The following is a 12,675-nucleotide window of genomic DNA, read 5'->3' on the forward strand; positions in this document are numbered from 1 at the left end:
TATGCCCCAATCCAACATTTCACCAACAACCCTAGAACAGGCAATTGAACAGTATGCTACTGTTTTACAAAAATTGCTGCAAGCGGCAAAGGCAGTAACACCATCTGCCACTCCCTCTAAATCTGAGGATACCGAACAGCCTACTGATACTAAAAAATTGTATCTAAATGTAGAAACTGAGAAACGAGACACAGATAATTCTCCAGATGTGTTATCGCCAATAACACCTGTAAATGAAACTGCGGCAGAGAATCAATCTATACCTGCTCTCGTATTGGAAGTGCTAGTCATGCGCGATCGCGTACAGGCTGTACTAGAAATCATCAAAAACTCACTAGAATTAGCCCCTCCTTCTGGCGAAAGCTTAGAAAAACTTAGCCACCTTGATGAAACCTTGAGAAAACAAGCAGGAGCGATCGCACCTTTTACCCAATCTGCTGATTGGAGAGCCAGCTTTAGCCCCAAAGAAACCTATTGGTGGTGGTTTCTCAAAGCTCCCACAACGCCGTGGAGCGATCGCCTCAATTGGCTATGGAGTGCTGTTTCTGTTACCTTCCTCACTGTTTCCCTCGGCTTAATGGGTGATATTGCTCCCCGCTTTCTCACAGGTAGCCCCGATTCCTTTGGAGCCTTTACAGTCAGTGCCCAAAGCGTTCTCACCCTTTTAGTAGCAGGTGGCGCACTGACAAAAGCTGGACAAGAAGCCCTCAAAAGCTTTCTCAAAGCTATTAATGTCCCAGAAAAGTATTGGCATGAGCTAGGTGCATTCGGTTCTTTGACAGTAGTATGTATCTTCTTTATTCTTCGCCAATCTTTACCACAAATTGGCACAACCTTTTATACCAATACCGGAATTGAAAATCGTAGAATCGGTGACTGGAGTAGTGCTGAAGAACAATTTAAACGAGCAATTCAACTCAATGCTGATGATGCTCAAGCACATTTCCAATTGGGCTTACTTTACGAAGACTTACAACTGATAGATCAAGCTCGCCCCCAATATCAACTAGCGATTCAAGGAGGTATTCCTGCGGCTACTAATAATTTGGCACGACTCAACATTGTGAAAAAAGAGTATACTGCTGCGGTTTCTTTATTACTCAAAGCATTAGATACAGATAAAAAACAACCCTTAGATGCGAAAACTAAATATGCGGTTCTCAAAAATCTTGGTTGGGCAAGGCTCAAGCAGGGAAACTACCCAGATGCAGAAGCAAAGTTATTAGAAGCAATTAACTTAAAATCTCCTAAGCCTAAGCTAGAAAATTATGAAATTGCTGCTCCTCATTGCCTCCTTGCACAAGTAATGGAAGCTCAAAAAGATAAAAAAGCAGCGCTAACAGAGTGGAAAACTTGCAATCAGTATGCCAACATTACCATTCCTGAACAAGATGAATGGGCTGCTATCGCTCAAAAGCGCTTAACACCCCAGGAGACAGATAAATGATTCATCACGGGAAAACGCCAAAATTTATAGTCTTGGCATTTGCAATCATTATGCTACCTTTATCTGCGATTGCCCAAACTGCCCGCATCCAATCTATTTCTGGTACAGGGAAAGTGAGAGTTCAACGCGAAAAACGAACGGATTGGCTCCCTGTTCGCTCTGCAACGGAGTTATATCAAGGCGATCAAATTTTTCCCGACAAAGGAGTTAGAGTTTATCTCAAGTGTCCTGAAGTGAGTAACCCTGTGCTTGTGAGAACAGGGGTAGTCTCAGGTATGGGTTCGCTTTGTATTAACTGGTCAAATACAGAGTCCAGAGGTTCTCAAGCTGCGGAAACATTGGGTGGAGTTGATGCTTCTATTCCCTATCTAATTTCTCCCCGCCATGCTCTGTTGCTGAGTGCTACTCCCTTACTTCACTGGAACCCAGTATCTGGAGTCACAGAGTATAGCGTTGAGGTAATAGGGACAAAAGGCTTAATGTGGAGAACCAAAACCAAGACAAATCAGATAATTTATGCTGGTAAGCCTTTAGAGGCTGGGATACCTTATTCTATGATTGTACGCACCAATACTGGAAAATCTTCTCAGCAAGATAGTGCCCCCAATCGTGAGCAAAAGGCTTCTAACCTAGAGTTTGTTATCCTACATCAATCTGAAGCCGCTTCAGTAAAAGCTCAAGCTGCCAAAATTTCTCCCACACCTTTGACTAACGAAGCTTCTGCTTTAAGTTTGGCGAATTTTTACGGTAACTATGTTTTGCCTGAATCTGTTATTTCAGCCTATAAATTGCCTGCCAATGTCTACAAAACCTATAGCTTAACTAGCGAAGCGATAGCGATTCTAGAATCTTTGATTCAACGAGGAAAGCAATCGCCCTTAATTCACCGTACTTTAGGCGATCTCTACTGGCAAACTGGGCTTCTTCGTCTAGCAGAAGCCCATTATCTCAAAGCAATCGACTCAGTTCAGGGATTAGAAGATATGGAAGATTGGACACTAGCTCAGTATAGTTTAGGGCAAATATATGCAGCGATTAACTACCCTAAGCAAGCGTTGGAACATTATAGCCAAGCAAGAGTAGGCTATATTTTCCTTGGGGATTCACGACATGCAGATGCTCTCCAACGCCGGATAGAAAGACTCAAAAAAGCCGCAGTTACAGCAGTTTTCGACCAAACCCGCCACAAAATAAATCGTAGAATGAATTATATCACTGGCTTTGATTATTTCCTTCTGTGGCACGATTGATAGCAAATTGCTGTAATTCAGCAAATATAAAAAATTAGGTTGGTTTTCAATTGTACAGACTTGGTAAGTTTGACTAAATGCCAAGATTAACACCAGAACAGTTAAACGAGGTTGCCAAGGCATTGAATTGTTCAACTGATGAGCTTTGAGAATCTGAACCAAATGATAGTGATGGGAAGGAATTTTCTATTGTAGATATACAGTGAGTGCGATCACACTTTATCTTCTCAGCCAAAAGCTCAATTGTCTGGCACAGATTAGTACTTATACTTATGTGACAGTTTCCAACTTTATTATTTGCAGCGAAGACCAGATAGAAGACAAATTGGATTAGAGTTTCCAACTTTATTTTTTCAAGCCTGTTCAATATCAAACGGAAAATCAGGGCTTTTAGCCACTCTGAGTATCCAACTTTATTCTCGTTGTACAGATATATACATAAACAATAAAGTTCATCAGAATCAAGACGCGACGCTCGTTCCTCTTTACGAGACGCTGCGCCAAACCTTTATCTTTCTCATACTTAAATATGGTTTAACGTATCTTCATACAGGAGATGTTTAATTATTCAGAAGACATTAGATAACATTGACCTGCTTTTATTCACTAAGAAAAGGTATTTATGCTTAAACAGAACGTTATTGTGATTGGTACTTCCGCAGGTGGACTCAAAGCGCTGGGCGCAATGTTGAGCGCTCTGCCTGCTGACATTGATGCTGTCTTCTTCATTGTTCAGCACCTTGCAGCAGATAAGCCCAGCATTCTCCCCCAAATTCTTACAGATGTAGGCTCTCTCCCAGCATCTCACCCGGCAGATGGAGAGCCAATTCAAACCGGGCGAATCTATGTTGCACCGCCCGATTATCACCTGTTGGTCAACCAAGGCTTGATGCGTGTCGTGCGTGGGCCTCAAGAAAACCGCTTTCGCCCCGCGATCGATACGTTATTTCGTTCAGCCGCCCACGCTTATGGTACAAGGGTAGTAGGTGTGATCCTCACCGGCTATCTTGATGATGGCACGGTGGGGTTGCAGGCAATCAAGAAACGGGGCGGAGTGGCGATCGTTCAAGACCCGAAGGAAGCAGAATACCCCAGCATGGCAAAGAGCGCCTTGCGGTATGTGAAGGTCGATTATTGCTTGCCGCTTGCAGAAATCCCAGACTTGTTAGTGCGGTTGTCAAAAGAACCCGCCGCCAAGGAGGAGGCATACCCCATGACCAAAGAGATCGAAATTGAATCCAAGATTGCACAACAGCAGATGAATACCCAAGAGTTTTTGGAGAGTGTAGAAGCGATCGGGACTCGAACGACATACACCTGCCCTGAATGCAACGGCACCCTCTGGCAAATTGGCAAAGGAGAGCCGCTACGGTTTCGCTGTCACACGGGGCATTCCTTTACAGCTAATGTGTTCCTAGCAGAGCAAACTCAGAATCTTGAAAATGCGCTGTGGTCGGCTGTACGAGCAATGGAGGAAAAGGTTACATTCTCGCGTCAAATGGCAGAACGGATGAGAAACTACAATTTAACTAGTGCTGTAAAAAAATATGAAGATCATGCAATGAATTTGGATAAAGAGGTGTCTTTAATTCGAGATATTATTCTTAATGGCTTGGCCACGAAACGATCTATTGCCGCAATGGAGGAAGATCAGCCGGAGTAGCTGGAGGCTGAACATTCTTTAATCACTATCGCTATAAAAATCCAAAACCTTAAGGAATACTAGGTTGTAGCCCTGTAAAAAGCCTGCTTATGTCGTCCGCAAATCTGCCTCGGTGAGGAGTATCATCGTTTCTGCACCAACTCTGCCAAAGTCAGGCTCTAGCCCTAATACCATCTCAATAAGATACGTCCATGTGCCAGATTCAGGTGTGTAGCTGCGTACAATACCTTCTCCACCAATAAAGCTTACCCATTGAATATTGCGAAACTTAGGCACTTTCATGAAGGTTGCAGTCATGCGTAAAACTCCTCAATTCACAGTTGATACTTTCTGTTTTAATGGAATAAATTAAATATGTTTTGTATCTTTTTAAGTAAAAACGTTAAATATTATCTATAACTTTTAAATGTTTTAGATGCAGATTAAACAATTTATACGTAATTCAAACATTGATTCAAACATAATATATAGCAGTCCTAAATCATTCATGAACAATAAATAAGATCCCCGACTTCTTTGAGAAGTCGGGGATCTGAGTCTCTCGATTTTCACAACTCATTTAGGATTGCTATATAGCAGTGCTAAATAATATCATGTCCGCCAAATTACCATAAAATAACCCCACCCCAAACCCTCCCCGATTGCCTACGGTGTACACACAAGTGCTGTCCACATACGTTTCAACTCTTTTACCCACATTTTTGTCAGAGTTAAACTGTCACACTTACCGACATCCCGCCCAGAACTAAAGTTCAGTGGCTCTGAGACTCGGAATTCATTCCGAGGCGGGATAGAAACGTAGTGCGAGATTTATTAATAAAGATATGGCTGCGACAAGACTTGTGTGTACACACAACTACTTTCGTTCAGAACACGAGGACTTTCGTTCAGCACTACAAATTACGTTAGCGTAGCGGGACGTACCCCATTACGAATTACGAATTACGAATTACGAATTATCTATGACTCGTCCACTCAACTTTGCAATCATCAATACCAATTCATTAAGCTGAATCGGTTTAGCTAGATGCATTTGGAAACCAGAATCAATTGCCATTTGCCGCTCTTGCTCGGTGACATAGGCACTGATTGCTGCTGCTGGAATTTGTCCCCCAGCTTCAGCCTCAAGCTCTCTAACCTGACGAATTAGAGTGTAACCATCCTCCTCTGGCATCCCAATATCTGCTAGAAGCACATCGTATTTGCCAGGAGATTCAGTTAGAGCCGCGATCGCTTCCCTTGCCGATGTAACAACCACTACTTCAGCCCCGAACTCTTCCAACATCCACTTGATTAAGTCGCGGCTATCCCTTTGATCGTCTACAGCCAAGATGCATAACCCTTCAAAGGTAAGGGGTGGATTTATACCATCTAATGAGTTTGGAGTCTCAGATAAAATGCTTGGCTCTAAATAAGTTGGCGGTGTAATTTGCGGCGGCATTGAGCGCAGAGGCAGCCTGATGATAATTGTGGTTCCTCGTCCCTGTCCTGGACTTTGCGCTTGAACTGTTCCACCGTGAAGTTCGACAATATGACGGACGATTGACAAGCCCAATCCAAGCCCCTGAGTCGTTTTACTGCTGCTGGAATCTCCTTGGCGGAAGCGCTCAAACACATACGGCAGCAAGTCTGCCGAGATGCCAATTCCTGTGTCGCTGACTCTAATCTCGGCGTGACCATATACAGCTTCGAGCATAACTCCCACTCGCCCATCGGGTGGAGTGAACTTAATCGCGTTAGAAAGTAAATTCCACATAACTTGCTGTAAACGGTCAAAATCTCCGACAACTGTTGCCGAGTTCAACTGTGAAACAATTTCAATGCCTTTCGCCTCTGCGGAAAATTCTATAGACTCAATGGCGGCATTCATTACTGGAACTAGATCGATTAGACGAGTCTTTAAATGAAGCTTTCCACTCGTAATTCGTGAGAGATCCAGCATATCATTGATTAATTGAGCCTGCACATTAGCACTCCGCTCCACCACTTCCCAGGCACGATTGACTGCTGCTTCACCTAAATCGCGGGTGCGAACGAGTTGCGCCCAACCAAGTATAGTATTGAGCGGGTTACGAAGTTCATGGGAGAGGTTCGACAGGAATTCATTTTTAGCTTGGTTGGCAGTTTCCGCTTCTTGACGGGCTGACTGCTCCTGTGCTAAAAGCTTAGATCGCTCTAACTCAAACTGCTTGCGATCGCTAATATCTTCAATCGCCAGCAAAATCTTTTGGCCCTCTCCCTGTTGAAGAATTTTCCAACCATTAAGCAGCATCGTTTTCTGCCCAATCTGCTCAAAATGATGCTCAACCTCCCAGTTTTGAATGGTGGTATTGTTGGCAAGAATGTCTTCTAGAATCTGTTGTAGTCCAGGTAAGTTCCACTGACCATTCCCTAATTCAAAAATTAGAGATTGCGCTGTCTCGGATGGTGAAACCTGAAATGTTTCATAAAACGAGCGATTGGCTTTGTTCACCCGGAAATCAGCATCAAGCACGATTAACGGCACTTGTACCGTCTCTACAATTGCTTCAGCATAATTTCGGGCTTGTTCTAAGCTTTCTGCATTGCGTTTAAGACCATCAATATCTATTAACACCAACACTATTCCGTCAATCTGGTTTTCTGTGGTGCGATAAGGACGGATGCGGAGGTTATACCAATATCCCCCAAAGGTTTGGACTTCTAATTCTTTGGTGGTGAGTGTCTCAAGTACTTCCAAAATTAGAGGTTCTAAATCAGGAATATTCAGATTGGCTCTGATATCGCTCAAAGGTCGTCCAGCATCGGTGGGAATTAAATTGAAAAGCCGTTGCGCCATCGGCGTAAAACGTCGAACCCGTAAGTCTAAAGTCAATATCAAAATGGGAATATTGATACTGCCAAGCAAATTCGTCAGATCGTTGTTAGCTTGGTGTAATTCCAGATTTCGAGAGCGAAGTTCTTCATTGGTTGTGTTGAGTTCTTCGTTGGTTGCCTGAATCTCTTCTTTGGCAGTTTCTAGCTCCTCATTGGTGCTTTGCAACTCTTCATTGCTGGAGAGGATTTCTTCATTTGCAACTTTCAGGTCTTGATTGATGTGCTCTTGATCTTGGATCACCGCTTGCAGATACTCTTGAGTCGCAGCCTTCTCTTGATTGGCGTTTGCGAGTTCAAACTTTAGCTGAACCATCTCTCTCTCTAAGTCTGGCTGCTCTTGGCTCTCAGGATTTCCCGTGTTGAGATTGTTAACCGTGGGTGGGGCTTCTTCAAATAAAACCAAAAAGTAGAATTCTTCGTCAGTCGAAGCCTTAAATGGAATCACCTCAATATTGATGATTCTTGAAAGATCACCCTCTTTAATTCGTAACCCTTGCTTTTTAACTATAATTTTTTGCTGTTGTGCCTGATAAATTGTGGTGCGTACCTCTACAAGCAAGCCTTGGCGCACCATTTTAAATAAGTTGAGACTCGGTTTTCCAGGTGAAACTTTTAGGTAGAGATCGATTTCTCCCCGAAGTTGCAGCACTTCCATTTTGTTGTTGATTACTACAGCCACTGGGGCATAGCGATTCAAGATCAGTTGGTCAGTTTTTCTGTCTAAATCAAACTCATTTGATGAATTTTCATTGGTCAGCTTAGATTCGTCCGCTTTTGCGATCGGATAATTGCTGGGAACAAACGAAAGAATTGGACGAACTGCGGTTAGCTTCTTGGCATAAATTTTATACTTTTTGTCAATCACAGTAAACGACTCTGAATATTTACCTGTGGTTTCTGAAGTTCCTAGCAGTAAAAAGCCAGTCGGGTTGAGGCTGTAATGAAAGATGGGCAATATCCGTTTTTGCAGGATTTCGTCCAAGTAAATCAGTACATTCCGGCAGCTAATGAAATCTAAGTTAGAAAAAGGGGGGTCGCTACCCAAGTCTTGTCGGGCAAACACACACAGTTCGCGGACAGCTTTGCTAATTTGATAACTACCACCTTCAATGGCATTAAAAAATCTGCGGCGGCGCTCCGGTGAGACTTCTATCATTTGATTCTCTACATAAATGCCCGATCTTGCTTTCTGAATCGCGTTCTCGCTGATGTCTGTGGCAAAAATCTGGATCGGCGGCTTGGTTATTTTATCCGACAAAAACTCCAGCAAGGAAATGGCGATCGAATACACTTCTTCACCTGTGGAACACCCAGCTACCCAAATCCGAATCGGCAACTCTACTGATTTGCTTTGGATGATAGTGGGAAACACTTGCTCTTTTAACAGTTCAAATGCTTCAGGCTCGCGGAAAAAATAGGTGACGTGGATCAGAATTTCTTCATAGAGCGCTTTGACTTCACTCGGATTTTCTTGCAAAAATTGGGCATAATCCTGCAAGCGTTCTAGTTTATGCAACAGCATTCGGCGTTGGATTCGGCGATCGAGAGTATTGGGCTTGTAGTGGCTAAAGTCAACGTTAGTTAGCGATCGCAACAACATAAAAATAGTCGCAAGGGCATCACCCTGTTCGGGCGGCAACTTCTCAACCGCGATCGCTGGCAATGATTCACAAATAAAAGGATTGCGACTGAGGTTTATCAGTTCCTCGGCGATTTTTTGAGGCGGCAGCACAAAATCAACATTCCCGGTGGCAATAGCAGTATTGGGCATACTATCGAATTTTGCTGTGTCTTCACACTGAGCAAAAGTCACACCTCCGGCTTCCTTAATTGCCGTTAGTCCTAGTGAACCGTCTCCATCCGCTCCAGATAAAACCACTGCGATCGCTTTGTACCCTCGATCTGCTGCCAATGAAGTAAAGAACGCATCAGCAGGCATATATTTACCCTGAATTTTCTCTCGCGGCGTGAGTTTCAATACTCCATTAGATAATATCATCTTAGTGTTAGGTGGAATAACGTAGACATTGTTAGGTTCTACACTCACACCGTTTTGCACTTCAGTAACGGGCATTTGAGTTTCTCTTCCCAAAATCTCACTCAACAGACTCTTATGCTGGGGGTCTAAGTGTTGAATCAGCACAAATGCCATCCCTGTATCGTTAAGCAAATATTTGAGCAACTCTGTAAACGCCTCTAATCCACCCGCAGAGGCGGCAATACCAACGACAGGAAATAAAGCATCTGCAATAATGTCTTGCTGCTCTACGTCGAACGCATCATTACCGATAGATTCAGATGTAGGTTGATCAAAGGGTTGATTAGATGTCATAGGATGAAGTTTAGCACTGCAATAATTTAGCAGATTAAGTTTATATTTTAGATCAGATTACTTACTTGCCTTGTATATAATAATAGTTTAAATACAAGTTAAATAAACAACCTAAGCTTCCTAAATCAAAGTCATTGCCAATAAATAAGAAGCTAGAATAAATGCAATATTAATAATTCCGCTACTCATAAGCAAAACTAATTGAGTTAAAATATACATTTGATAACTCGTGAGATTAATTTTATCGTTTATTAAATTTCTTAGTAGTCTTTTAATAAAAATTATTTCTACCGAATAGCGTTTCCTAATCATACGAGGTACATCATAGTCCCCTCTCGTTGGCGCAGCCTTTCGTAGAGAAGAGCGGGGAGAGGGTTGGCGGTAGAGTTCTTGTACCTTACTTAACCGAAAACCGCTATATTTAAGACATTAATTAAAACTAGTTACCATGAGGATGAGGATTATTAGTAATTGCTAAAATGCCAAGCACCGCAACAAAATCATCAATAACTACGGGTTTAGCAAAACATAGACTAAACCCAGCTAAAAGTGCGTGTTGATACATATCTTCTGTTACAGTGCTTGTTAGAGCGATCGCTGGTACTACTTTGCCTCGTTCCGTAAGTGTTCTCACTTCGTGAATCAGAGCATAGCCATCTTCATTTGGCGTGGAAATATCACTTAAGAGGACATCAGGTTCCCATTGCACAAATATTTCCACCACTGGTAACAATTATTAATTATGTCTAAAGAAGTAGAGTTTTTATATCGTTCAGTAGTAGTTAAAACAACTTTCAATAATATCAATAATATATATAGGAATCCTACTTGAATCTTGCTCAGTATGCTGAGAATTTAAGCTTTGTAAGTAGTTGGACAAAAATATTTACAGTCATTGCGAGCGGAGCGTTCGCGGAGCGTCTCGTTGGCGCAGCCTCTCGTAGAGAAGAGAAGCAATCCCAACCCTTGCGATTGCTTCATTACGCTTCTCTACGAGACGCTTGTTGTATGGAAAGGAGTCTTAAATTCAGCCTCCATTTCAATAACTTAACTTTTTTGAAGAAAAATATGATTAAGCAGTCAATGATTATTATCCTAATGGGCGTATCCGGTTCTGGCAAAACCACTATAGGAAAACTGCTAGCAGAATCGTTACACTGGGAGTTTAGCGATGCTGACGCTTTCCACTCACCAGAGAATGTTGAGAAAATGCGGCGGGGTATCCCTCTGAGTGAAGCTGATAGGACACCTTGGCTGCAAGATTTGCAAACAGCGATAAAACATTGGCTACAAGAAAATAACAATGTGGTGCTGGCGTGTTCTGCTCTAAAAGACAGTTATCGGCAATTTTTGGTATTGGATAGCGAACGCATCAAACTAGTTTACCTCAAAGGGTCTTATGAGTTGATTCAAATGCGGTTGCAAGAGCGTAGCAATCATTACATGAGCGAAAAACTGCTCAACAGCCAGTTTAATACTCTTGAAGAACCATCAGGAACCATATCTATGGATATTGCACAACCACCCCAGGTAATTGTCCAAAACATTAAAACGGCTTTGGGAGTTTAGCTTATTACTTAGAATCAGAACATTAAGATTAATCACGTCTTTACGAAAACACGAACTTTGAGCAAGCAAATTACATCATATGTAAATCTAAAGAAATTTTAAAAGCAACCACATAACTGGAGTGGTAGGAGAAAATAAGTGTTTCTAAGATTAGCGCAACAACATCAGGAATTCATTCAAGATTTGGTAATGAACCTGCAAGCCTTGACAATTACCCTTGACGGGCGTGGCTATACTGCGTCTTGTTATACATGCGGTGATCAAATGCAGAGTGCTTCATTTATGGTTAGCCTGGGAGACAAGCACCTGATTCGGTTTTTAGTGTCTGATTATGGGATTACTTGGATGGAGTTATGGGGCGATCGCGAATTAATGAAACTGGAGGGTGCAGAAGCCATCACCCAGTTACAAGAGTTAGCTAATATTGTTAAGTATTCTCATGCTATACAATTAACCAATTAACGTTCCTCTTAGTAAAATTGACAAAAATATTAAACAATTCGCAATTCGCAATGACGCGACGCTCCTGCGTCGCTAACGCGGACTCGCCTTGCGCGTCGCTAACGCAATTAAGTTTCGAGATGGGGATTTAAACCCCTTTCTCATTACAAGCAATTCTCTTTGGGGATGGGGAATTAACCCCTCTTGTTTGTTAAAAAATATTCCCCTTGGTCGCCTGGGTCAACCGCAATATGTTGCTTCTTTAGTAGCGTTTTTAGGTTCTGATGATGCTGATTACATTACAGGTAGCACTTTCTTTGTGGATGGTGGACTACTTTGGAACTATCAAGAACAGTAGGGAGAAAAACTATGTCAGATTCATCCTTATTTATTCCAGTTATTTTTGGTAAGCTGTTACGTATATAACTTGCATTATCAGGGCGGGCAGGATGCCCACCCCACAATCATCTTGAAAAAATATTAGTGCAAATTAAAGGCGCAACAGCTTACTTATCATCAAGGTCGTCAGAGTGAACACGTTGGTTGCTAAATTTATCGTTGAGCAGGTTGCACTACGCGATCGCTCAGAAACCGAACTGATAGATATTAGAAATATAGCGATCGCTAATGATGATGCAGGTGAACCACTCAAAGACACAAAGACACTGCCCTGAAATATGGGCGACAAGAAGTCAGCTTGGAGAAACCTGTATAACTTTTAGAAGTTGTCTTTAAATTTTATTTTTCTAGAGTTATGTAGAAGATTGATCTGTTACAGCGATCGCATCAAGCGGGCGCTTATTGCTTCTAAGCGAACAACGCCTTGCGGTAAACGATTTTGTCAGCGCCCGCTTGGTAGAAGTCGCGTATCCGTGCTTCCTCCTCATAACCGCACTTGCGGTAGAAAGCTCGCGTGCGCTTGAAGTCCGGCGTACCTGAAGTTTCCACTAGTAGCACACGCCCACCGCGTGCCATCAATGTTTGCTCAACGTAGCGTAGCAGAATCGCACCACGTCCTTGTCCTTGGCGGTCGGGTCGGATAGCAATCAACTGTAGATTCCACGTCTGATCAGTCATCCGTTCCATCTCACAGTAAGCGACCCCCACCGCCCCGTTG

10 protein-coding genes and 1 pseudogene are annotated in these 12,675 nt (G+C 42.6%); 7 read left to right on the plus strand and 4 right to left on the minus strand.

What is annotated here, in order from left to right; genetic code table 11:
* Position 1 precedes the first annotated feature (1 nt).
* From VE944_RS20470 to VE944_RS20480, 3 genes are all read left to right on the plus strand, one after another.
* Positions 2–1,447, plus strand: a complete 1,446-nt coding sequence (locus tag VE944_RS20470) for a tetratricopeptide repeat protein (RefSeq protein ID WP_324981077.1) — start codon at positions 2–4, stop codon at positions 1,445–1,447.
* Entirely contained in the window at positions 1,444–2,697 is a 1,254-nt protein-coding gene (locus tag VE944_RS20475) for a tetratricopeptide repeat protein (RefSeq protein WP_324981080.1), read from the plus strand. Before VE944_RS20470 ends, VE944_RS20475 begins: the two co-directional genes overlap by 4 nt.
* A gap of 622 nt (positions 2,698–3,319) precedes the next feature.
* On the plus strand, positions 3,320–4,360 hold the full coding sequence (locus VE944_RS20480) for a chemotaxis protein CheB (protein WP_324981082.1): 1,041 nt from the start codon (positions 3,320–3,322) through the stop codon (positions 4,358–4,360).
* 87 nt (positions 4,361–4,447) lie between these two features.
* On the opposite strand, the gene VE944_RS20485 is transcribed toward VE944_RS20480, so the two are convergent.
* The 3 genes from VE944_RS20485 to VE944_RS20495 all read right to left on the minus strand — a co-directional run bounded on the left by VE944_RS20485 (position 4,448) and on the right by VE944_RS20495 (position 10,272).
* Positions 4,448–4,657: a hypothetical protein gene (locus VE944_RS20485; RefSeq protein WP_324981085.1), complete on the minus strand. Its 210-nt coding sequence runs from the start codon at positions 4,655–4,657 to the stop codon at positions 4,448–4,450.
* Between the two features lie 652 nt (positions 4,658–5,309).
* Positions 5,310–9,548: a chemotaxis protein CheB gene (locus VE944_RS20490; protein WP_324981088.1), complete on the minus strand. Its 4,239-nt coding sequence runs from the start codon at positions 9,546–9,548 to the stop codon at positions 5,310–5,312.
* 439 nt (positions 9,549–9,987) lie between these two features.
* Positions 9,988–10,272 (minus strand): response regulator, encoded by a 285-nt coding sequence (locus tag VE944_RS20495; protein ID WP_324981091.1) that lies wholly within the window; start codon positions 10,270–10,272, stop codon positions 9,988–9,990.
* Positions 10,273–10,631: 359 nt separating this feature from the next.
* Here VE944_RS20495 and VE944_RS20500 point away from each other — a divergent pair, with 359 nt between their 5' ends.
* The 4 genes and pseudogenes from VE944_RS20500 (at position 10,632) to VE944_RS20515 (ending at position 12,232) form a co-directional block, all read left to right on the plus strand.
* A complete protein-coding gene (locus VE944_RS20500) occupies positions 10,632–11,117 on the plus strand; it encodes a gluconokinase (RefSeq protein ID WP_324981101.1) in 486 nt (161 codons plus the stop codon).
* A gap of 138 nt (positions 11,118–11,255) precedes the next feature.
* A complete protein-coding gene (locus VE944_RS20505; protein ID WP_324981094.1) occupies positions 11,256–11,579 on the plus strand; it encodes a DUF1815 family protein in 324 nt (107 codons plus the stop codon).
* 187 nt (positions 11,580–11,766) lie between these two features.
* Positions 11,767–11,916 (plus strand): annotated as a pseudogene (locus VE944_RS20510) (SDR family oxidoreductase); the annotation flags it as partial.
* Between the two features lie 172 nt (positions 11,917–12,088).
* Entirely contained in the window at positions 12,089–12,232 is a 144-nt protein-coding gene (locus VE944_RS20515; protein WP_324981097.1) for a hypothetical protein, read from the plus strand.
* A gap of 133 nt (positions 12,233–12,365) precedes the next feature.
* Here the strand turns inward: VE944_RS20515 and VE944_RS20520 are convergent.
* A partial coding sequence (locus VE944_RS20520; RefSeq protein WP_324981099.1) for a GNAT family N-acetyltransferase occupies positions 12,366–12,675 on the minus strand: 310 nt, incomplete at its 5' end.

Origin of the sequence: Nostoc sp. (assembly GCF_035638895.1) — a bacterium.
In the GTDB taxonomy this organism is placed as follows: domain Bacteria; phylum Cyanobacteriota; class Cyanobacteriia; order Cyanobacteriales; family Nostocaceae; genus Nostoc.